Below are 20416 nucleotides of genomic sequence, written 5' to 3' on the forward strand. Positions count from 1 at the left end.
CGGAATTGGTAGACGCGCTAGCTTCAGGTGTTAGTGTCCCACGGATGTGAGGGTTCGAGTCCCTCTCTTCGCACCATTCATTATGCAAAAGGCCCATCACGAAAGTGATGGGCCTTTTGTTTTTAGCCCTTGTTATGACTATGCTTTTGACGACTCACCGCCCATCGTCATGCCAAGGAACGCATATGATACTGGATACCGACATTCACAACTTCTACGAGCATCTGGTGCTCAAGGAGATTGAGAGACAGGGGCTCAACCAGAAGCTGAGCGCCAACCAGATGGCCGATCTCTGCTGCCTGACCCTGAACCAGCTGCCCTCCCACTACATTCGTCACGACGTCGACATGATCTACTTCCTGACCGATGCCAAGCGTACCGAGATGGAGAAAAACGTCATCGAGTCGCTCAAGCTGGCGCAAGAGAAGGTGCAAAGCGCCCCGGCCACCTCGTCATAACCAGGGCTGTTGCCAGATCAGGGCCGCGACTCCCGTCATACCGGCCACCGGCAGCAGGATCAGCGCAGGCCTCAGCCTGGGTTCCAGCATGACCCAGGCGGCCAGCAAGAAGCCCAGGCTCCACATACCGTATGCCTTGTCCTGACCCCAGATCAGGATCGCCAGCAGCCCGATCAGCAGCATGGCTCTCACTATCCATCTCATGACACACTCCCTCTCAACAATTGATAACAATTATCATTTGTATTTTTGGAGTATGCAATCGGACTTTTCTATCGGAGTCGAATGTCCCATCGGGGCAAACAGAGCACTCAAAAACGGGTTATGAGATCAACTAATTTGTAAGTTTTTCAATCAAAACTGCATTTTTGCTAAATCAGTTGGGATTTGCCCCCCCAGGTTTGTGGTAGATTGCGGCCTCTTTTTGGGTGGGCCCCTCGGGATACGTGTATCCACAGGACGAGAGGGACTGACCTTGGCGAGCAAGAGTTTAGGAAGTATCTATGCAAAACCAACAAAACCACATCCGATTGCCGGGCATGTCACAGGTGTTTGCCTGCCTGGCCATTTTCCTGGCCCTGGCCTTCTCCTTCACCAGCGTGCTCGACCTGCCAATCCAGTTGGCACTGTTCATCGCCTGGTTCGTCATCATGGGACTCGGCATCAAGCTCGGCCATGATTACAAATCCCTGGAACAAGCCGCCGTCGATGGCGTCGCCAAGGGGATGGGGGCCATCCTGATCCTGGTCTCCGTCGGGGCGCTGGTGGGCACCTGGATTGCCGGCGGCATCGTCCCCAGCATCATCTACTTCGGCCTCAAGGTGATTCACCCGTCCATCTTCCTGCTGGCGACCCTGATTATCTGTTCGCTGACCTCGCTGGCCACCGGCACCTCCTGGGGCTCCGCCGCCACTGCCGGCATCGCCATGATGGGGATCGGCCACAGCCTCGGCGTGCCCGCCCCGCTGGTGGCGGGGGCCGTGCTCTCCGGCGTCTACTTCGGTGACAAGCTCTCCCCGCTCTCCGACTCCGTGGTGCTGGCCTCGACCATGTCCAACGTCGACGTGATGGAACACATCAAGGGGATGCTGCCCATCAGCCTGTTCTCCTATGTCATCACCGCCGCCCTGTTCACCGTGGTCGGCATGCAGTACTCCGGCAACGTCAGCCTGGAGCAGGTCAATCTGGTGATGGAGGCGCTCGACAAGCAGTTCAACATCACCCCGCTGGCCATAGTCCCGGTGGTGCTGGTGCTGGGCCTGTTGGCCAACCGCAAGCCCGCCTTCCCGGTGATCAGCTTCGGCGCCCTGCTGGGTCTTATCTGGGCCATCCTGTTCCAGGACATGGATCCGGTCAAGGCGATGCATTCCGCCTACAGCCCGTTTGCCATCACCTCCGGCGTCGACTTCATCGACAACATCCTGGGCCGCGGCGGCATGGAGTCCATGCTGGGCTCGGTGGCCGTCATCATCTTCGGTTTGGGGTTTGGCGGTCTGCTGGAGAAGGTCGGCATTCTGGAAGTGATCGCCAGCGCCTTCGAGAAGCGCATCAACGGTGCCGGCAGCCTGACCACCCACACCATAGGTACCGCCTTCCTGGCCAACGTGTTCGGTTCCGCCATGTATGTGTCGCTGATCCTGACCCCCAAGATCATGGCCAAGAACTACGACCGGCTGGGGCTGGCACGCAAGAACCTCTCCCGCAACGCCGAGTTCGGCGGCACCCTCACCTGCGGCATGGTGCCCTGGAGCGACAACGGCATCTTCATGGCCGGGGTTCTGGGGGTGGCAACCCTCGACTACCTGCCCTACATGTGGCTCAGCTTCACCTGCATCATCGTGACCATCACCCTCGCCTATCTCGGCAAGGCGGTGAACCGGATCCCGGTGATCGAGGCGGCCAGCTCCCGCTAACCGCCGGAAAAATCATGACAAAAGGCGCCAGCACGGCGCCTTTTGTCTGGCCGCAATTCGAGGTTAAGCTGACTGTCATCTTGATCACACGCGGCAGGACGCCCAGATGAATTTCACCTTTCGCCAGATCCGCTATTTCGTGGCGGTGGCCGACAGCTTCTCGGTCAGCCGCGCCGCCGCCGAGCTGCACATCTCCCAGTCGGCGGTCACCAGTGCCATCCGCGAGCTGGAGACCGAGCTCGGCGCCGCCCTGTTCGAGCGCAATCCGCGCGGCGTCAGCCTCACCACCCAGGGTCACCAGTTTCTGCTGCACGCCCGGCGCATCCTCGGCGCCATGACCGAAGCCGGCCAGTCCCTCAAGGCGGTGGCCCAGCAGGATCAGGGGCGGCTCACCATAGGCGTGACCACGCTGGTGGCCGGCTACTACCTGTCGGAGGCGCTCGGCCGCTTTCGCCGCGCCTTCCCGGCGGTGCAGATCGAGGTGAAGGAGGATGAACAGCCCTACCTCGAACACCAGATCGTCAACGGCGAGGTGGATGTGGGGATCCTGATGACCAACCGCACCATCCGCCAGGAGGCGTTCGATACCGAGCTGCTGACCCGCTCACCGCTGCGGGTCTGGCTCGCCGCCAACCACCCGCTCTGCGCCGAGTCGACCCTCTCCCTCAAGGCGCTCGGTGAGGAGCCGATGATCTCGCTGACCGCCGACCAGCTGGACCAGATCATCGGCGGTGGCCTGCGCCGCTACGGCATAGCGCCGCGCATCGTGCTGCGTACCGCCTCGGTGGAAGCGGTGCGCAGCCTGGTGGCGAGCCAGCTCGGGCTCGCCCTGCTGCCGGACTTTGCCTACCGCCCCTGGTCGCTGGAGCAGGAGCGGGTCGAGGCCCGCGCCATCAAGGAGCCCATCCCCGCCATCGACATCGGCCTGGTGTGGCGGCGCGGCTCGCGGCTGGAGTGGACCGCCCGCGAGTTCATCGACATAGTGCGGGATCAGAGCCGGCTGCGGGCCCGTCAACCCCTCGCCCGCTGATCCTGCCCTGCAACTGTCGTGGTATCTGCCGCAGAAATTCAGATTCATCTGCACTCGATATCGATTTAGCAGATACCTCCGGCGTTAAAAATTGAAATTCTCATTGCTCACGGCTTCTCCTACGCTCATGACTGGTTAACAGGATGTTAATTGTCAGCGTGGCATCACAACCGTGCCCGCCCCAGCAAGGAGAGCAAGATGAAACTGACCCCCCTCACCCTGGCCCTGATCCCCGCCCTGCTGGCAGGCCAGACCCAGGCTGCCCCCACCACCCTCGGCAAGGGTGAAGGCCAGCTCAACATCGTGGCCTGGGCCGGCTACGTGGAGCGCGGCGAGACCGACAAGAACTACGACTGGGTCACCGGCTTCGAGAAAGAGACCGGCTGCAAGGTCAACGTCAAGACGGCCGCCACCTCGGACGAGATGGTGGCGCTGATGAACGAGGGAGGCTTCGATCTGGTGACCGCCTCCGGCGACGCCAGCCTGCGCCTCATCGCCGGCGGCAAGGTGCAGGCACTGAACCTGGCGCTCATCCCGAGCTACGGCAAGATAGACCCCCGCCTGCAGAATGCTCCCTGGCACACGGTGGACGGCAAGCACTACGGCGTGCCCTACCAGTGGGGCGGCAACATATTGATGTACAACACCAAGGTGTTCCCCAAGGCGCCTGACTCCTGGAGCGTGGTGTTCGAGGAGCAGACCCTGCCGGACGGCAAGTCCAACAAGGGGCGGGTGCAGGCGTTTGACGGCCCCATCCACATCGCCGATGCCGCCCTCTATCTGATGAGCCACCAGCCGGCGCTCGGCATCAAGGATCCTTACGAGCTGAACGAGGATCAGTACAAGGCCGCCCTCGACCTCTTGCGCCAGCAGCGCCAGCTGGTGGGGCGCTACTGGCACGACGCCTTCGTCCAGATCGACGACTTCAAGAACGAGGGGGTAGTCGCCTCCGGCTCCTGGCCGTTCCAGGCCAACACCCTGATCGCCGACAAGCAGCCCATCGCCACGACGGTGCCCAAGGAGGGCGTCACCGGTTGGGCCGACACCAGCATGGTGCACAGCGAGGCGAAGAACCTCACCTGTGCCTATAAGTGGCTGGAGCACTCCCTCAACAACAAGCTGCAGGGGGATCTCGCCTCCTGGTTCGGCTCCGTACCCGTAGTGCCAGCCGCCTGCGAAGGCAATGCTCTGCTCGGGAAAGAGGGGTGCAAGACCAACGGCATCGACAACTTCGATCGAGTGCGCTTCTGGCGCACCCCTGTCACCCAGTGCAAGAGCCAGGGAACCTGCGTGCCTTACTACCGCTGGGTCTCGGACTATATCGCCATCCTGGGTGGTCGCTGAGGTGCCTCAGTAAATGCCGATATGGGGCCGGACAGGAGTCCGGCCCGCTTCCCACACAGACAAGGACGCCCCATGAATGCCGTACAATTTGACCGGGTCAGCCGCCACTATGGCGAGGTGAAGGCGGTCGACGACATCTCCTTTCAGATCCCGGCCGGCGAGTTTTTCACCCTGCTGGGGCCGAGCGGTTCCGGCAAGACCACCTGCCTGCGGATGATCGCGGGCTTCGAATACCCGAGCGAGGGGGAGATCCGGCTGTTCGGCGAGCCCTGCTCCACCGTGCCCCCCTACGATCGCAACCTCAATACCGTGTTTCAGGATTACGCCCTGTTTCCCAACATGGATGTGCGCGACAACATCGGTTATGGCCTGATGCTCAAGGGCGTCGCCAAGGCGGAGCGTTACCGCAAGGTGGACGAGATGCTGGAGCTGGTGCGCCTGCCCGGCGTCGGCAACCGCAAGCCGGGCCAGCTCTCCGGCGGCCAGCGCCAGCGCATCGCCATCGCCCGGGCGCTGATCAACCAGCCGCGCATCCTGCTGCTGGACGAACCGCTCGGGGCGCTCGACCTCAAGCTGCGCGAGCAGATGCAGCTCGAACTCAAGGCTTTGCAACGCCAGCTCGGCATCACCTTCATCTTCGTCACCCACGATCAGCAGGAGGCGCTCTCCATGAGCGACCGGATCTGCATCTTCAATCAGGGCAAGATCGAGCAGATTGCCGCACCGGATACCATCTACGACGCCCCCGCCACCCCCTTCGTCGCCCGCTTCGTCGGCACCGTCAACCTGTTCGAGGGGGAGCAGGCCCGCCGCCTGTGCGGCGATGCTCGCCAGATGATGGTGCGCCCGGAGCGGATCCGGCTCGCCGAGGCCGGCACACCGGGCTGGTCCGGGGAGGTGCGCGAGGTGGAGTACCTCGGCCCCTTCGTGCGCTACCGAGTCAATCTCGGCGAGCAGCTCGAGCTCATCGTCAACCACCCCAACGAGGGCCAGGCCCGCCTGCCCCGTGGCGCCCGGGTCAGCCTCAGCTGGCCGGAGCAGGCGATCCATCGCCTGCACACCGCCCCTCTGGGAGCTCAACCATGAGCGCCCCCCACAGTGCGAGCCTTGCCATGAGCCAACCCACTGCCCCTCTCTCCTATCGGCCGCTGCGGCGCCTCTCCACCCTGCTCTACGGGCGGCCAGGTCTGTTGCTGGCCATCCTGCTCGGGCCGCCGCTGCTGTGGCTCGGTATCATCTATGTCGGCTCCCTGCTGATGCTGCTCTCCAACGCCTTCTTCGGGCTGGACGAGTTCAGCGGCCAGATCCGCCACGAGCTGGGGCTGCAGAACTTCGTCGCCCTGCTGCGAGCGGAGAATCTGGACGTGATCCTGCGCACCGTCGGCATGTCGCTGCTGGTGACCCTGGCCTGCGCCCTGCTCGGCTTTCCGGTGGCCTACTACATGGCGCGCTACACCAGCGGCAAGACCCGGGCCCTGTTCTACGTCGGCATCATGCTGCCGCTCTGGTCCAGCTATCTGGTGCGGGTCTACGCCTGGAAGCTGATCCTGGCCAAGGAGGGGGTCATCAGCTGGCTGGCTGATACTCTGGGACTGGACTGGCTACTGGACGCCATCCTCTCGCTGCCGGTGATCGGGGGAGCGTCGCTGTCGTTCTCGCGCATCGGCACCTTCATCGTGTTCGTCTACGTCTGGCTGCCCTTCATGATCCTGCCCATCCAGGCGGCGGTGGAGCGGATCCCGCGCTCCTTGCTTGAGGCGAGCGGCGATCTCGGTGCCACTCCGGCCCAGACCTTTCGCACCCTGATCCTGCCGCTGGCCCTGCCCGGCGTGGTGGCGGGCTCCATCTTCACCTTCTCCCTGACGCTGGGGGACTACATCATCCCCGGCATCATAGGCAACTCCACCATGTACATAGGTCAGGTGGTCTACATGCAGCAGGGCACGGCGGGCAACCTGCCCTTCGCCGCCGCCTTCTCGCTGGTGCCGATCCTCATCATCGCCATATACCTCACCATCGCGAAACGCTTGGGGGCCTTCGATGCGCTCTAATCAGCCCATGAAACGGGACCATGGCAACCAGCCTTCCGGCCTGCTCAAGTACGCGGCCATCGGCGGTCTCTTGTTCCTGCACTTTCCGATCCTGTTCATCTTCCTCTACGCCTTCACCAGCGAGAGCAAGAGCTACCAGTTCCCACCCCCCGGGCTCACCCTCAAGTGGTTCGAGGTGACCCTCAACCGCCCCGACGTGTGGCGCGCCATCCAGCTGTCGCTGGAGGTAGCGGGGCTGGCGACGCTGGCCGCCATGGTGCTCGGCACTCTGGCGGCGGGGGCCATCGCCCGCAGCCGCTTCTTCGGCCAGGAGGTGGTATCGCTCTTGCTGGTGCTGCCCATCGCCCTGCCCGGTATCGTCACCGGCATCGCGCTGCGCTCCGCCTACGGGGTGATGGAGATCCCCTTCAGCTTCTGGACCATCGTCATCGGTCACGCCACCTTCTGCGTGGTGGTGGTCTACAACAACGCCCTGGCGCGCTTTCGCCGCACCAACCAGAGCCTCATCGAGGCGTCGATGGATCTCGGGGCCGACGGCTTCCAGACCCTGCGCTACGTGATCCTACCCAACCTCGCCACGGCGCTGCTGGCGGGGGGCATGCTGGCGTTCGCCCTCAGCTTTGACGAGGTGATCGTCACCACCTTCACCGCCGGCCAGCAGACCACGCTGCCGATCTGGATGTATCAGGAGCTGATCCGGCCACGGGACAGGCCGGTCACCAACGTGGTGGCGCTCATCATAGTGGCCTTCACCACCATTCCCATTCTGCTTGCCTACTACCTCACCCGCGACGGCCAGGACGTCGCCGGCAGTGGCAAATAACGACTCAACGCGTGCGCAAGGATGCAACCATGAAACTCTCTACCCAACTCTTGATCGACGGTCAGTTCGTCACCGGTGACGGCCAGGCCGAGCCCATCCTCAACCCGGCCACCGGCGAGCTGCTCGCCTCGGTGCCGGAAGCCTCGTTCGAGCAGGTCAACCGGGCGGTAAACGGTGCCCAGCGCGCCTTCGCCCAGTGGAGCCGCACCACCCCGGCCCAGCGCAGCAACCTGCTGCTGCGCCTGGCTGATGCCATCGAGCGCCACGCCGAGGAGTTCGCGGCGCTCGAATCCCTCAACTGCGGCAAACCCTATCTGGCGGTGCTCAATGACGAGCTGCCGGCGGTGGTGGACTGTTTCCGTTTCTTCGCCGGCGCGGCCCGCTGCCTGCAGGGGCCGCTGGCGGGGGAGTACATCGAGGGGCACACCAGCATGATCCGCCGCGATCCCATCGGGGTGGTGGGCAGTATCGCCCCCTGGAACTATCCGCTGATGATGGCGGCCTGGAAGATGGCCCCCGTGCTCGCCGCCGGCAATACGGTGGTGCTCAAGCCCTCCGAGCAGACCCCGCTCACCGCCCTGCGCCTGGCGGAGCTCGCCAGCGAGCTCTTCCCGCGCGGCGTCATCAACATCGTCTGCGGCCGAGGCGAGAGCGTGGGGGCGCCGCTGGTGGAGCACCCGCTGGTACGCATGGTGTCGCTGACCGGTGACATCGCCACCGGCCAGAAGATCCTGCAGAGCGCCGCCCGCACCATGAAACGCACCCATCTGGAGCTGGGTGGCAAGGCGCCGGTCATCATCTTCGACGATGCAGACCTGGAGGCCGTGGTGGCGGGCATTCGCACCTTCGGCTTCTACAACGCCGGCCAGGATTGCACCGCCGCCTGCCGCATCTACGCCCAGGGCAAGATCTACGACAAGTTCGTCGCCGCCATGACCGAGGCGGTCGCCTCCATCAAGGTGGGCGGCCCACGCGAGGAGGGGGTGGAGATGGGGCCGCTCATCTCTGACCGGCAGCGCAACCGGGTGGCCAGCTTCGTGGAGCGGGCCCAGAGCAGCGGCCACGTGGAGGTGACGGCGGGGGGCAAGATCCGCCCCGGCAACGGCTTCTTCTTCGAGCCGACCCTGATCGCCCATGCCCGTCAGGAGGATGAAATCGTGCGCCGCGAGGTGTTCGGCCCGGTGGTGTCGGTGACCCGCTTCAGCGACGCCGAGCAGGTGGTGCAGTGGGCCAACGACTCGGACTACGGCCTCGCCAGCTCGGTCTGGACCAAGGATCTGAGCCTTGCCAGCAAGGTGGCCAGCCACCTGCAGTACGGCTGCACCTGGATCAACACCCACTTCATGCTCACCTCCGAGATGCCCCACGGCGGCATGAAGATGTCCGGCTACGGCAAGGATCTCTCCCTCTACGCCCTCGAAGACTACACGGTGCCGCGCCACATCATGCTCAAGCTGTGAGGCCCGGCCAACCGGACACGAAAAGCAGAAGGCCCCGCATGGCGGGGCCTTCTCTCTGAGCACTCTGCATCTGCACGCCACGCTGGCGATCATGGCCGGGGACGGTACCGGTCGAACCGGCGCGGTCTGCGGCCATCACGCCAGGGCGTTGTCGGCTTAGCGCTGCTTGCCGCTGCCGATACCGAACGGGATGCGGTAGTCGCTGCTCTGATCACCCAGGCTCACGGTCAGGTTGCCCTGGGTGCGGCTCGGGATCTGCACTTGCTGGGTGCCCATCAGGTTGGCATGGACGGAGGCAACCACGTCACCAGACTCGTCACGCACTTCCAGCATGGGGTTGGCCTTGCCTTCGACGGCGGCAGTCGCGTGCCAGTTCACAAACAGCACGCCCGGGGCGGCGTTGAAGTCAGCCGGAACGGAAGCCTGGGCGAAACCTGCGGTCATCAGGCCTGCAACGGCCAGCATCTTGATTACGTTTTTCATGTTCATTCACTCTCTTGGTTTTTATGTCATTGCCTGGGCCGACGGGCCCGAATCAATGCATCCTTGCAAGAGGTTATTCAAATAGTGTGTTGTTCTTTCACCGACATCCGGCACCCTGTTTGAGAGTGCCACAGCCTTGAACGACCAGTTATTTGGCCGCTTGGCGTTCCTGCCTAAGCGTTGAGTGAATATTAAACATCCAGGCCCGCCATTGTTAGCGAGATAAACTGGCCTAGATGTTCAAAAAATCTGAAGTGGCTGTACATCCCGGGTTCAGCGAACGGCAGACCCCCACCGGCGAGGTCATGCGCGTAATCCGGCTGCCGTACGGGCCCGGCAGATCACGCCGGCTCGGTGCGCCGGCGCCCGCCTTGCCAGGTGGTGCCCATGGAGGCGACGATGATCGCCGCGATCCCCAGCCACTGGGCCGGGGGCAATTGTTCCCCCAGCAACAGCAACCCCATCAGGGCCCCCATGGCGGGTTCACCGCTGGTCAGAATGCCGTAGCTCTTGAGCGGCAGCCGGCGCAGGGCAAACATCTCGAGGGAGTAAGGGATCGCGCTGGAGAGCAGCCCTACCCCCACGATGGTCAGCACCACGGGCAGGGTGAAGGTGGCCTCGCTCGCACCACCGAGGCCGAAGGGCAGCACCAGCAAGGCTCCCACCCACATGCCCAGCGCCGGCGCCTGCGCCCCCAGCAGGGCACCGGCACGCTTGCCGGTCAGCATATAGAGCCCCCAGAACACCCCGGCCCCGAACGCCAACGCCGCCCCCAACGGATCGAGGGTCTGTTCGGCCGCCCGCAACGGCAGCAACAACAGCAGGCCGACGATGGCCAGCGCCAGCCAGAGGAAGTCTGCCCGATGGCGCGAGCCGAGCAGCGCCACCGTCAAGGGGCCGATGAACTCGATGGCCAGCGCCACGCCGAGGGGGATCCGCTCGATCGCCAGATAGAAGAGCAGGTTCATGGCCCCGAGCGACAGCCCATAGGGGATGGCCCCCAGCAGGGTGCGTCGATCGAAGGGAATTCGCCAGATGCGAAACACCAGCGAGAGGAGCAGGGCGGCGCATCCCAGTCGGAACAAGGTGGTACCGGCAGCCCCGATCAGGGGAAACAGGGACTTGGCCAGCGAGGCACCGAGGGTAATCGACAGCATGGCAAGGATGACCGCCAGCAGGGAGGAGAAAGCAGTGGTGTTCGGCGGCATCTTGTTCAAACCTGAGCAGACAATCAGAAGTAAAATATATCTGGCGATGGCCGTAATTTCGGTCTAAAACTGGCCCTATTCGATAATTTTTATCTCTCTCCCCATGACCGACAAATTCGATCTGCTCATCCTCGCCGAACTGCAGCAGGATGCCCGCCTGCCGACCCCCGAGCTGGCCCACCGGGTCGGCCTCTCGGCACCGGCCTGTTACCGCCGCGTGCGGGCGCTGCGGGAGGCTGAACTCATCGAGCGGGAGGTGGCGCTGGTGGCACCCGCCACCATGGGCTGGCCCATCACCATGCTGGTGCTCGTGACGCTGGAGCGGGATCACGGCCGCATCATCGATGGGATGATCGCCAGCCTGCAAGGGGAGCCGGAGGTCATGGACCTCTGGTACGTCACGGGGGAGCAGGACTTCGTGCTGCAGGTCGCCGCACGGGACATGCAGAGCTACGACCTGTTTACCCGGCGGGTGCTGCATGCCAGGGAGCAGGTGCGCAGCTTCAAGACCCTGGTGGTCATGAAACAGCACAAACGCTGCGGAGCCTTGCTGCCTGCCTGAGGTGAGAACGCAGCACGTCCTTGGGAAGAAATGAGATAAAGGATGGCGCCTTGAACGCGGCGCCAGATCTCAACCGGGGTGGGATTGCCCGCCCCGGCTGGGTCAGACCGCTGCCAGCTCCTCCGCCGTCATCGGCCGCAATACCTTGCAGGGGTTGCCAGCCGCCACCACGCCCGCTGGCACATCCTTGGTCACCACCGAACCCGCGCCAATGATGCTGTTGTCCCCTATGGTGACGCCGGGGCAGATGACGACGCTGCCACCGATCCAGACGTTGTGGCCGATCCGCACCGGCTTGCCGAACTCCACCCCCTTGATGCGCGGCGCCACCGCCACCGGATGAGCGGCGGTGTAGATCTGCACCCCCGGCGCCAGCAGCACGTTGTCGCCGATGTGCACCTCGCACACGTCGAGGATGGTGCAGCCCACATTGGCGTAGAAGTTCTCCCCCACGAAGATGTTGGCGCCATAGTCGCAAAAGAACGGCGGGTTGATGGCGCACGCTTTGCCACGGCCGCCCAGCAGTTCATGGAGCAGGGCATCCCGCGCCGGTTTCTCCTGCCAGCTGGTGTTGAAGGTGTGATAGAGCCTGCGGCAACGCTCGCGCGCCGCCTTGAGCTCGGGGTCGCCTGCATCATAAGGCTCCCCCGCTACCATCTTCTGCCACTCGGCGCCACGCACTACCGCCTTTGTCATCACCTCGTTCATCGCCTACTCCACCAGCCAGATCAGGGATTCATAAGGGCGCAGCATACAGGACTGCGGCCGGGCCGGGCTATCCGGGTAGTTGCCAAGCAGCAGGCGCCCCTTGCCGGTGGCCAGCTCGTCCGGCAGGGCGAAGGTGGCCGGCTCGCCGTAGAAGTTGCTCACCACCAGCAATGTCTGGCCGTTGGCGCAGCGGGCATAGGCCCAGATCTGCGGGTGCCCCGCCAGCAGCTCCTGATAATCCCCCTGGGTGAAGATGGGATGAGTCTTGCGCAGGCGGATCAGATCCCGGTAGTGCCAGAACACCGAGCTCTGGTCGGCCAGCGCTGCCTCGGCGTTGATCAGCGGGTAGTTGGCGGCAGGCTTGAGCCAGGGCGATCCGCTGGTGAAGCCGGCGTTGGCCGCGGCGCTCCACTGCATCGGGGTACGCGAGTTGTCGCGGGACTTGGCGCCGAGAATGGTGAGGATCTCGGCCTCGCTCATCCCTTCGGCCTGCTTGATGGCGAAGATGTTGCGGCTCTCCACATCCTGATAGTCATCGATGCGCTGATAGCCGGGGTTGGTCATGCCGATCTCCTCCCCCTGATAGATGTAGGGGGTGCCTTGCAGGCCGTGCAGTGTGCTGGCCAGCATCTTGGCGGCCACCACCCTATGCTCGCCCTCGTCACCGAAGCGGGAGACGATGCGCGGCTGATCGTGGTTGCACCAGAACAGCGCCGACCACCCCTTGCCGTGCATGCCGCTCTGCCAGTGGTTGAAGATGCGCTTGAGCTCGAGGAAATCGAACGGCGCCTTGGTCCACTTGTCGCCATTGGGGTAATCCACCTTGAGGTGGTGGAAGTTGAACACCATGGAGAGCTCGGAGCCATCCAGCGCGCCGTAGCGCTGGCAGTGCTCCAGCGAAGTAGAGGACATCTCCCCCACCGTCATGGCACCGACCGGAGCAAAGACGTCGCGGCTCACGTCCTGCAAAAATTCGTGGATACGCGGCCCGTCGGTGTAGAAGCGGCGGCCATCACCCACCTCGTCGTTCGGGAACGCCTGATCCTTGGAGATGAGGTTGATGACGTCGAGCCGGAAACCGTCCACCCCCTTCTTGGCCCAGAAGTGGATGATGTTTTTCACCTCGGCACGTACCGCCGGGTTCTCCCAATTGAGATCCGCCTGCTCGCGGGCAAACAGGTGCAGGTAGTACTGACCGGTGAGGTCATCTAGCTCCCAGGCACTGCCGCCAAACTTGGATTGCCAGTTGTTGGGCACACCGCCATCCACCGGATCGCGCCAGATGTAGTAGTCGCGGTAGGGGCTGTTCTTGTCCCCCAGCGCCGACTTGAACCAGGTGTGCTCGGTGGAGGTGTGGTTCACCACGATATCCATCACGATGCGGATGTCGCGCGCGTGGGCGGCAGCCAGCAGCGCCTCGAAGTCGGCCATGGTGCCGTAGGCGGGGTCGATGGCAAGGTAGTCAGCGATGTCGTAGCCGTTGTCCACCTGCGGGGAGACGTACACCGGAGTCAGCCAGAGGGCATCGACACCGAGAGTCTTGAGATAGTCGAGGCGGGCCATGATCCCCTTGAGATCGCCGGTGCCACGGGCAGCGGAATCCTGAAAGCTCTTGGGGTAAATCTGGTAAATCACGGCGCTCTGCCACCAGGGTGTTTGGCTCATGGGTCTTGCTCTTGTCTCGAATGAAAAAGGGAGAGGGCGACCCTGCGGGTCGCCCTGATGCGTGGGATCAGGCGCTGGCCTGGGCCAGCTTGCCGGCCGCCTGCTGGCGCTTGTAGACCAGCAGGGTCAGCACCACAGGCACCACGATGGCCACCAGCATGGCGAGGGAATAAACGGCCCAGTATTGCGGCTGGATGGAGAGGATGCCCGGCAGGCCCCCTACCCCGATACCGTTGGCCATCACCCCGGCGAAACCGCAGATGAGGGCCGCAAGGCTGGAGCCCACCATGGCGCACAGCATGGGGAACTTGTACTTGAGGTTGATGCCGTACATGGCCGGCTCGGTCACCCCGAGGTAGGCGGAGATGGCGGCAGGCACCGAGATCTCCCGTTCGTTCTCCTTGCGGCTGATCAGAATGATGCCGACGACCGCAGACGCCTGAGCGATGTTGGAGAGGGCGATCAGCGGCCAGATCGGGGTGCCACCCATGCTCTGCATCAGCTGCAGATCCACCGCGTTGGTGGTGTGGTGGATGCCGGTGATGACCAGCGGCGCGTAGAGGAAACCGAACAGGGCGGCACCGATGGGGGCAAACGAACCTGTCATGGCCGCCTTGGCAGCAAAGCCGACGCCGTCACCCAACCAGCGACCGAACGGGCCGATAAAGGCGTGGGCCACGATCACCGCCAGCAGCAGGGAGATGAAGGGGACGATCACCAGATAGAGATAGGCCGGAATGATGCGCTTGAGGTTGGTTTCCACCCAGGCCAGGAATACCCCCGCCAGCAGGGCCGGAATGACCTGGGCCTGATAACCCACCTTCTGGATGACGAACAGACCGAAGTCCCATACCTCGGGGGTCTGCTGGCCGATGCCGTAGGCGTTCATCAGTTGCGGGGAGACCAGGGTGATACCGAGCACGATACCCAGGATCTCGGAGCCGCCCATCTTCTTGACCGCAGACCAGCAGACGCCCACCGGCAGGAAGTGGAAGATCGCCTCACCCAGCAGCCAGAGGAAGGCATGCACCTGCGCCCAGAACTGGCTTATCTCGGTGAGGGAATGGGTGCCATCGTCGAACATCTTGATGTCGCCGATGACGTTGCGAAAGCCCAGGATCAGACCGCCTGTGATGATGGCGGGCAGCAGCGGCACGAAAATCTCCGCCAGATGGGAGATGCCCCGCTCCAGCGGATTCATGTTCTGGCGCGCCGCCTGCTTGGCGGCCTCCTTGCTGCCGCCGCTGACGCCGATCTCTTCGGTCAGCGCCTTGTACCACTGCTCTACCTCGTTGCCGATGACCACCTGGAACTGGCCACCCTGGGTAAAGCTCCCCTTCACCGCCGGGATGGTTTCGATGGCCTTGCTGTCGGCCTTAGCAGGATCGTTCAGGACGAAGCGCAGCCGGGTCAGGCAGTGGCTGACGGTGGCGATGTTCTCCTTGCCACCGATCTTGTCGATGAGCGTGGCCAGGTGTTGTGCGTTGATCTTGGACATGAGTCTTCCCTCTGTGACTCCATTGATATTGGTCTGCGTCGCCCTTTTGGGCCAGTCAGTGGGCCCGAGCGTTTTTGGTATCGTTCCCATTTAGCATGCCGACAATCTGGCCAGATCAAAATGGGAACGTTCCCATTTCGTGGCCGAGCTCACAAAAAGCACAGTTTTTGTGCAGGACTAGGTGATGGTAATCACAGAGGGTGGCTGGGGGCTATGGTCGCCAGCGGGGGCAGATCCTGCTCGATCTGGCCGAGCAGCTGACGGGCCGCCTGCTCGCCCGCCCCCTTGTAGCCGAGATCCAGGCTGAGGGCGTTGGGGAAGAGAAAGCTGAGCATGGGGTTGTTGCCAAGGCCGGTCACCAGCACCTCGCTGCGCCCCTGCTCCTGCAGGTATTTCGCCGCGCCGATGGCGAGGGTGTCGCTGGCGCAGACCAGGGCGCCGGTAGTCGGGGTGAGCAGCTCCCCCGCCAGCCGGTAGCCGCTCTGCAGGCTGAGATCGCCGAGGGCGCTGTGCGCCGCCAGCCCCTGCTCGGCACAGTAGCCGAGGTAGGCGTCGAGCCGGCGCTGACCGGTGGTGAGGTCGCTGGTATCCACCCCCAGGTAGGCGATGTCGCGAATGCCGCGGGCGGCGAGCTGGTCCAGCATGGTGTGCACCGCACCGGCATCGTCGAAACAGACCGAGGAGAAGCCGGGATGATCGCGGGCCACCAGCACCAGCTTATCCCTGAGCGGCGCCATGGCGGCATAGTCCAGGTCGTTGAAAGCGAACAAAATAATGCCATCCACCCCGCGCCGTTCCAGCACCGCCAGATGCTCCTGCACCTTGGCGGGGGAGAACTTGCTCTCCATCAGCACGGCGTCGTAACCGCGCTGGTAGAGGGTCTCCAGCATGCCGCGCACCGCCTGGTTTTCCGAGCTGGAGTCGAGCCGCGAGACGATGATCCCCACCACCTGCTGGCTCTGGCTGCGCATGGCCCGCGCCGACTTGCTCGGCACGAAGCCGTGTTCGGCGATGATCTGCTCCACCCGGTCACGGGTCGCCTGCTTCACCTTGGGATCCTGATTGAGCACCCGGGAGACGGTCGACTTGCCGACACCACTGAGTCGGGCGATATCGAGGATGGTCAGTTTTTTGTCCATGAAGTGGCTCACAGGGGCTCGGCGGTGGAATTGCCCACATTGTTGTGATTAACCCCTGTGAATACAAGCCCATGGCGTTAGAATGCCCCTTTGGCCCCGGCGAACGCCGTGCCATTCGCCATCGCACAGGACGCGCATCATGGGTCTATTCGCCAGTCTGCTTCCATCTCTCTCCGTCACGGGCCCCGTCTATCGCACAGGAGATCCATCATGACTCTGCTGGCCAGTCTGCACTTCTCCCTCTCCATCACAGGCCCCATCTGCGTGGTGCTGCTGCTCGGCATCTGGCTCAAGCAGCTGGGTCTGTTGCCCGACAGCTTCGTCGAGTCCGCCTCCCGCCTGGTGTTCCAGGTCACCCTGCCCGCCCTGCTGTTCCTCAGCATGGTGCGCACCGACTTTTCAACCATGCCGAGCCCCTGGCTCATCCTCTACGGCCTGCTCGGTACCCTCACCGGCTTTCTGGTGCTGGAGCTGCTGGCGGCCCGCTTCATCCCCGAACGGCGCCAGCGCGGCATCTTCGTGCAGGGCAGCTTTCGCGGCAACATGGGGATCATGGGGCTGGCCTATGTACAGAACGCCTACGGCGCCGAGGGGATCGGCGCCGCCGCCCTGCTGGTGGGCTCGGTCACCGTGCTCTACAACGTGCTCGCGGTGATCACCCTGACCCGCAGCCTGGGGGGCAGCAAGGGGCTCAAGCCGATCCTCAAGGGGATCGCCAAAAATCCGCTGATCATCGCCATTCTGTCCGCCCTGCCCTTCGGCCTGCTCGGCATCGAGCTGCCCCAGCTGGTGATCACCACCGGCAACTACTTCGCCAACATGACCCTGCCGCTGGCCCTGCTCTGCACCGGTGCCAGCCTCAACCTCAAGGCCCTGCGCGGGGGCGCCCTGCTGACCGGCTGGGCCACCGTCAACCGGCTGTTCTGCATCCCGGTGCTGCTGGTGATGGGGGCCTGGGCGCTGGGCTTCAGCCCGCAGGCACTCGGCATCTTGTTTCTCATCAGCTCCACCCCCACCGCTGCCGCCAGCTATGTGATGACCCGCGCCATGGGGGGCGATAGCGTGCTGGCAGCCAACATCATCGCCACCACCACGCTGGGTTCTCTGGTCAGCACCAGTCTGGGCGCCGCCCTGATGAACTACCTGGGGCTGATGGGCTAGCCAGCAGCAAACATGCTGGCCCTCCATGCAATCATCGCCACCACCACGCTGGGTTCGCTGGTCAGCACCAGCCTGGGCGCCGCCCTGATGAACTACCTGGGGCTGATGGGCTAGCCAGCAGCAACGACGACGCGACGGATGACTTGACCTTGCCGCGGGCGGCAGCTTTACGCTGACTGCCTACCAACAGAGGAGATATCCCATGACCATCGAACTCACCGTCTCCGGCATGTCCTGCGGTGGCTGCGCCGCCAGCCTGCAAAAAGCTCTGCTGGCCCAGCCTGCCGTCAGCAGCGCCAGCGTCGACTTTGCCAGCAGCAAGGCCGTCATCGAGAGCGAACTGAGCAAGGCCGAGCTGATCGCCCTGATCGAAGCCAAGGGCTTCTCGGCGAGTTAAATTATCTCTATATAGGTATAAAACAGGTTAAAATTCTGTACCCAGCTGTTTTTTGGTGAGAGTCATCACAAACCCCGGCAACAGAAAGCGCAAACTTGCTGCAATTTTTCTCACCTCAGAAGGATTTGCTGCATGACTCTCCCGATCCGCAAGACCCTGCTCGCCGCCGTCCTCGGCCTGACCCTCTCCCCGATGGCCATGGCCCTGCCCAACGTCCATATCCTGGCCACCGGCGGTACCATTGCCGGGGCGGGACAGTCCGCCACCCAGTCCAACTACGAGGCCGGCAAGGTGGCCATCGAGACGCTGATCGCCGCCGTGCCCGAGATGAAGAACGTGGCCGACGTGCAGGGTGAGCAGGTGGTCAAGATCGGCTCCCAGGACATGAACGACGAGGTGTGGCTCAAGCTGGCCAAACGGGTCAACGAGCTGCTGGCCAAGGATGACGTGGACGGCATCGTCATCACCCACGGCACCGACACCATGGAAGAGACCGCCTACTTCCTCAACCTGACCGTCAAGAGCGACAAGCCGGTGGTGCTGGTCGGCGCCATGCGCCCCTCCACCGCCATGAGCGCCGACGGTCCGATGAACCTCTACAACGCCGTGGTGACCGCCTCTGACCCCGCCTCCAAGGGACGGGGTGTCATGGTGGCGATGAACGACACCGTGCTCGATGCCCGCGACGTCACCAAGACCAACACCACAGGGGTGCAGACCTTCGCCTCCCCCAACTTCGGCCCGCTGGGCTACATCCACAACGGCAAGATCGACTATCAGCGCAGCCCGGCCCGTCTGCACACCAGCAAGACCCCGTTTGACGTGAGCAAGCTCGACAAGCTGCCGCAGGTCGGCATCGTCTACAGCTACGCCAACGCCACCGATCTGCCGGCCAAGGCGATGGTGGATGCCAAGTTCGACGGCATCGTCAGCGCCGGGGTGGGCAACGGCAACCTCTACCACACCCTGTTCGACACCCTGGCCAAGGCGAGCAAGGACGGTATCCGGGTAGTGCGCTCCGCCCGCGTACCGACCGGTTCCACCACCCTGGATGCCGAGATCGATGACGCCAAGTACGGCTTCGTCGCCGCCGAGACCCTCAACCCGCAGAAGGCGCGCATCCTGTTGATGCTCTCGCTCACCCAGAGCAAGGATCCGGCCCAGATCCAGCGCTGGTTCCAGCAGTTCTGACCTCCTTGCCGACATCGGCCGGCACGGGGTGATGACAACAAAAAGGGCGGGACCAGGTCCCGCCCTTTTGCATCTGGTGTGGCTGGTGCCTCAGCTCGCCATCAGCCAGCCGCAGAAGCCAAGATAGATCAGCCCCACCCAGGCGAGCCTGCCCGCCGTCATCCGCTCCCGACTGAACCCCCACCACAACAGCACAACAGCCAGCAGCGTCACCAGCGAGGAGACCATCATGGTGCTGTCCAGCAGCCAGGGGGTGAACAACAGGCAGAACGCCTTGGGAATGGTGCCCTGGATCATCATGGCCCCCGAGATATTGGCCAGCGCCAGCCGGTGCTTGCCCTGTCGCACCCAGATCAGCACGTTCATCAGCTCGGGCATCTCGGTCGCCACCGGGCTCAGCAACAGGGCCGCCAGCACCGGCGAGAGGCCGAACAGCTCGCCCATGCTCTCCAGCTGGTGAACGAACAGCTGGGCCGCCAGCGCCACCACCACCAGCGCCACCAGGGTTTGCAGCAGCACCTTGCCGAGCGCCGGGATCTCGGCGCCCGGATCCAGCTTGAGGGGCTCTGGCAACTCGACCTCGTGGCTGTCGGTCTGTTTCAGCTCGCGCCGCACATAGACCAGATACACCAGCACGAACAGCGGGGCCAGCCAGGTTTTACCGGTGAAGGCCACCATGCCGAGGGCCACCGCCACCAGGAAGATGCCGACGAACCAGGCCTGATCGCGGCCTATCTCGCGCTGTACCTCGCCATCGATGGCCCTGTGCTCGCGGCTCAGGCACAGCAGCAGGGTCACGCCGACGGCGGCATAACCAATGGTGGAAAGTACCAGCGGACCACCGAGGGCGGCGCCTATCCCGATCTGCTGCTGAGCGGGGGCATTCCCCATCAGCAATGCGGTCAGGGTGACGATGCATTCAGGCAAAGCCGTGCCGAGGGCCGCCAGCAGGGAGCCGGTGGCGCTCTGGGAAAACTTGAAGTGGTGGCCGGTCCATTCGATGCCGTTGACGAAATATTCGCAGGCCAGATAGATGGTGACGGCAGAGAGCAGAAATAATAGCAGGGTGATCAGCATGATGAGTAACCGCCAGGCGAGCAGAACAACCAATGGACCCGATACGGCTCGCCCGGCTGGCTTGCATATCGAGGCCAAAGGTCTTGCAGAGCGATGGATGCCATCGCCGCCCATGCCATGGACCTGAGGATCCAAGAATGTTGACATGAGCCCTGCCCGGATCACGGGCGGGTTGCTACTCCCCTATGACAGTGCGGGCTTTTTACCAAGTTGAGTGCCGCCTCACAAGGCAAACTAATGATCATTCG

Annotated in this window: 20 protein-coding genes and 1 riboswitch; of the genes, 12 read left to right on the plus strand and 8 right to left on the minus strand. The window is 63.5% G+C overall.

Annotated elements, in window-relative coordinates; all coding sequences use genetic code 11:
• The first annotated feature begins 185 nt into the window (after positions 1-185).
• The gene (locus tag PG900_RS17685) at positions 186-458 is read left to right on the plus strand and encodes a late competence development ComFB family protein (protein ID WP_016352123.1); all 273 of its coding nucleotides are present in this window, start codon (positions 186-188) and stop codon (positions 456-458) included.
• On the opposite strand, the gene PG900_RS17690 is transcribed toward PG900_RS17685, so the two are convergent.
• Complete coding sequence (locus PG900_RS17690; protein WP_011707516.1) at positions 453-662, minus strand: hypothetical protein; 210 nt, start codon at positions 660-662, stop codon at positions 453-455. The genes PG900_RS17685 and PG900_RS17690 overlap by 6 nt on opposite strands.
• A 299-nt stretch (positions 663-961) precedes the next feature.
• On the opposite strand from PG900_RS17690, the gene nhaC reads away from it, so the two are divergent.
• The 7 genes from nhaC to PG900_RS17725 all read left to right on the plus strand — a co-directional run bounded on the left by nhaC (position 962) and on the right by PG900_RS17725 (position 9079).
• Complete coding sequence (gene nhaC, locus PG900_RS17695) at positions 962-2371, plus strand: Na+/H+ antiporter NhaC (protein ID WP_016352125.1); 1410 nt, start codon at positions 962-964, stop codon at positions 2369-2371.
• A 106-nt stretch (positions 2372-2477) separates the two neighbouring features.
• The gene (locus tag PG900_RS17700; protein WP_011707518.1) at positions 2478-3401 is read left to right on the plus strand and encodes a LysR family transcriptional regulator; all 924 of its coding nucleotides are present in this window, start codon (positions 2478-2480) and stop codon (positions 3399-3401) included.
• A 198-nt stretch (positions 3402-3599) separates the two neighbouring features.
• A complete protein-coding gene (locus PG900_RS17705; RefSeq protein WP_102987901.1) occupies positions 3600-4745 on the plus strand; it encodes an ABC transporter substrate-binding protein in 1146 nt (381 codons plus the stop codon).
• A gap of 72 nt (positions 4746-4817) precedes the next feature.
• Positions 4818-5831: an ABC transporter ATP-binding protein gene (locus tag PG900_RS17710; protein ID WP_270831944.1), complete on the plus strand. Its 1014-nt coding sequence runs from the start codon at positions 4818-4820 to the stop codon at positions 5829-5831.
• Positions 5828-6796 (plus strand): ABC transporter permease, encoded by a 969-nt coding sequence (locus tag PG900_RS17715; RefSeq protein WP_270801054.1) that lies wholly within the window; start codon positions 5828-5830, stop codon positions 6794-6796. The genes PG900_RS17710 and PG900_RS17715 overlap by 4 nt, the downstream gene beginning before the upstream one ends.
• Before the next feature lie 7 nt (positions 6797-6803).
• Positions 6804-7619 (plus strand): ABC transporter permease, encoded by an 816-nt coding sequence (locus PG900_RS17720; protein ID WP_011707522.1) that lies wholly within the window; start codon positions 6804-6806, stop codon positions 7617-7619.
• 29 nt (positions 7620-7648) lie between these two features.
• Positions 7649-9079, plus strand: a complete 1431-nt coding sequence (locus PG900_RS17725; RefSeq protein ID WP_270801057.1) for a gamma-aminobutyraldehyde dehydrogenase — start codon at positions 7649-7651, stop codon at positions 9077-9079.
• 156 nt (positions 9080-9235) lie between these two features.
• Here PG900_RS17725 and PG900_RS17730 read toward each other — a convergent pair whose 3' ends face one another.
• Together PG900_RS17730 and PG900_RS17735 are read right to left on the minus strand one after the other, a co-directional pair.
• Positions 9236-9568, minus strand: a complete 333-nt coding sequence (locus tag PG900_RS17730) for a hypothetical protein (RefSeq protein ID WP_016352131.1) — start codon at positions 9566-9568, stop codon at positions 9236-9238.
• Positions 9569-9903: 335 nt separating this feature from the next.
• Complete coding sequence (locus PG900_RS17735; RefSeq protein ID WP_270801063.1) at positions 9904-10770, minus strand: EamA family transporter; 867 nt, start codon at positions 10768-10770, stop codon at positions 9904-9906.
• Between the two features lie 103 nt (positions 10771-10873).
• Here PG900_RS17735 and PG900_RS17740 point away from each other — a divergent pair, with 103 nt between their 5' ends.
• A complete protein-coding gene (locus PG900_RS17740) occupies positions 10874-11332 on the plus strand; it encodes an Lrp/AsnC family transcriptional regulator (protein WP_270801065.1) in 459 nt (152 codons plus the stop codon).
• Positions 11333-11434: 102 nt separating this feature from the next.
• On the opposite strand, the gene PG900_RS17745 is transcribed toward PG900_RS17740, so the two are convergent.
• The 4 genes from PG900_RS17745 to treR all read right to left on the minus strand — a co-directional run bounded on the left by PG900_RS17745 (position 11435) and on the right by treR (position 16342).
• Positions 11435-12040 (minus strand): sugar O-acetyltransferase, encoded by a 606-nt coding sequence (locus PG900_RS17745; protein ID WP_270801067.1) that lies wholly within the window; start codon positions 12038-12040, stop codon positions 11435-11437.
• A gap of 3 nt (positions 12041-12043) precedes the next feature.
• On the minus strand, positions 12044-13705 hold the full coding sequence (treC, locus tag PG900_RS17750) for an alpha,alpha-phosphotrehalase (RefSeq protein ID WP_270801069.1): 1662 nt from the start codon (positions 13703-13705) through the stop codon (positions 12044-12046).
• A 67-nt stretch (positions 13706-13772) separates the two neighbouring features.
• A complete protein-coding gene (gene treB, locus PG900_RS17755) occupies positions 13773-15203 on the minus strand; it encodes a PTS trehalose transporter subunit IIBC (protein WP_024944796.1) in 1431 nt (476 codons plus the stop codon).
• Positions 15204-15394: 191 nt separating this feature from the next.
• The gene (gene treR / locus PG900_RS17760; protein WP_124251705.1) at positions 15395-16342 is read right to left on the minus strand and encodes a trehalose operon repressor TreR; all 948 of its coding nucleotides are present in this window, start codon (positions 16340-16342) and stop codon (positions 15395-15397) included.
• 210 nt (positions 16343-16552) lie between these two features.
• On the opposite strand from treR, the gene PG900_RS17765 reads away from it, so the two are divergent.
• The 3 genes from PG900_RS17765 to ansB all read left to right on the plus strand — a co-directional run bounded on the left by PG900_RS17765 (position 16553) and on the right by ansB (position 19091).
• Entirely contained in the window at positions 16553-17503 is a 951-nt protein-coding gene (locus PG900_RS17765; RefSeq protein WP_268013875.1) for an AEC family transporter, read from the plus strand.
• Positions 17504-17705: 202 nt separating this feature from the next.
• On the plus strand, positions 17706-17900 hold the full coding sequence (locus tag PG900_RS17770; RefSeq protein WP_024944793.1) for a heavy-metal-associated domain-containing protein: 195 nt from the start codon (positions 17706-17708) through the stop codon (positions 17898-17900).
• Between the two features lie 132 nt (positions 17901-18032).
• Positions 18033-19091, plus strand: a complete 1059-nt coding sequence (ansB, locus tag PG900_RS17775; protein ID WP_011707533.1) for an L-asparaginase 2 — start codon at positions 18033-18035, stop codon at positions 19089-19091.
• A 90-nt stretch (positions 19092-19181) separates the two neighbouring features.
• Here the strand turns inward: ansB and PG900_RS17780 are convergent, their stop codons facing one another.
• The gene (locus PG900_RS17780) at positions 19182-20168 is read right to left on the minus strand and encodes a sodium:calcium antiporter (RefSeq protein ID WP_270801078.1); all 987 of its coding nucleotides are present in this window, start codon (positions 20166-20168) and stop codon (positions 19182-19184) included.
• A gap of 88 nt (positions 20169-20256) precedes the next feature.
• A riboswitch (yybP-ykoY riboswitch) is annotated at positions 20257-20364 on the minus strand.
• Between the last annotated feature and the right edge of the window lie 52 nt (positions 20365-20416).

Source organism: Aeromonas sp. QDB03, from assembly GCF_027707985.1.
In the GTDB taxonomy this organism is placed as follows: Bacteria; Pseudomonadota; Gammaproteobacteria; order Enterobacterales; family Aeromonadaceae; genus Aeromonas; species Aeromonas hydrophila.

What these genes read in the sequence shown, in the direction of transcription:
- PG900_RS17715 (WP_270801054.1), top strand. Translation starts at nt 5,828, where the DNA reads ATGAGCGCCCCCCACAGTGCGAGCCTTGCCATGAGCCAACCCACTGCC.
- PG900_RS17745 (WP_270801067.1), bottom strand. Translation starts at nt 12,040, where the DNA reads ATGAACGAGGTGATGACAAAGGCGGTAGTGCGTGGCGCCGAGTGGCAG.
- PG900_RS17685 (WP_016352123.1), top strand. Translation starts at nt 186, where the DNA reads ATGATACTGGATACCGACATTCACAACTTCTACGAGCATCTGGTGCTC.
- PG900_RS17765 (WP_268013875.1), top strand. Translation starts at nt 16,553, where the DNA reads ATGACTCTGCTGGCCAGTCTGCACTTCTCCCTCTCCATCACAGGCCCC.
- PG900_RS17730 (WP_016352131.1), bottom strand. Translation starts at nt 9,568, where the DNA reads ATGAACATGAAAAACGTAATCAAGATGCTGGCCGTTGCAGGCCTGATG.
- PG900_RS17780 (WP_270801078.1), bottom strand. Translation starts at nt 20,168, where the DNA reads ATGCTGATCACCCTGCTATTATTTCTGCTCTCTGCCGTCACCATCTAT.
- treR (WP_124251705.1), bottom strand. Translation starts at nt 16,342, where the DNA reads ATGGACAAAAAACTGACCATCCTCGATATCGCCCGACTCAGTGGTGTC.
- PG900_RS17710 (WP_270831944.1), top strand. Translation starts at nt 4,818, where the DNA reads ATGAATGCCGTACAATTTGACCGGGTCAGCCGCCACTATGGCGAGGTG.
- PG900_RS17770 (WP_024944793.1), top strand. Translation starts at nt 17,706, where the DNA reads ATGACCATCGAACTCACCGTCTCCGGCATGTCCTGCGGTGGCTGCGCC.
- nhaC (WP_016352125.1), top strand. Translation starts at nt 962, where the DNA reads ATGCAAAACCAACAAAACCACATCCGATTGCCGGGCATGTCACAGGTG.
- PG900_RS17690 (WP_011707516.1), bottom strand. Translation starts at nt 662, where the DNA reads ATGAGATGGATAGTGAGAGCCATGCTGCTGATCGGGCTGCTGGCGATC.
- PG900_RS17735 (WP_270801063.1), bottom strand. Translation starts at nt 10,770, where the DNA reads ATGCCGCCGAACACCACTGCTTTCTCCTCCCTGCTGGCGGTCATCCTT.
- PG900_RS17725 (WP_270801057.1), top strand. Translation starts at nt 7,649, where the DNA reads ATGAAACTCTCTACCCAACTCTTGATCGACGGTCAGTTCGTCACCGGT.
- PG900_RS17705 (WP_102987901.1), top strand. Translation starts at nt 3,600, where the DNA reads ATGAAACTGACCCCCCTCACCCTGGCCCTGATCCCCGCCCTGCTGGCA.
- treC (WP_270801069.1), bottom strand. Translation starts at nt 13,705, where the DNA reads ATGAGCCAAACACCCTGGTGGCAGAGCGCCGTGATTTACCAGATTTAC.
- ansB (WP_011707533.1), top strand. Translation starts at nt 18,033, where the DNA reads ATGACTCTCCCGATCCGCAAGACCCTGCTCGCCGCCGTCCTCGGCCTG.
- treB (WP_024944796.1), bottom strand. Translation starts at nt 15,203, where the DNA reads ATGTCCAAGATCAACGCACAACACCTGGCCACGCTCATCGACAAGATC.
- PG900_RS17740 (WP_270801065.1), top strand. Translation starts at nt 10,874, where the DNA reads ATGACCGACAAATTCGATCTGCTCATCCTCGCCGAACTGCAGCAGGAT.
- PG900_RS17700 (WP_011707518.1), top strand. Translation starts at nt 2,478, where the DNA reads ATGAATTTCACCTTTCGCCAGATCCGCTATTTCGTGGCGGTGGCCGAC.
- PG900_RS17720 (WP_011707522.1), top strand. Translation starts at nt 6,804, where the DNA reads ATGAAACGGGACCATGGCAACCAGCCTTCCGGCCTGCTCAAGTACGCG.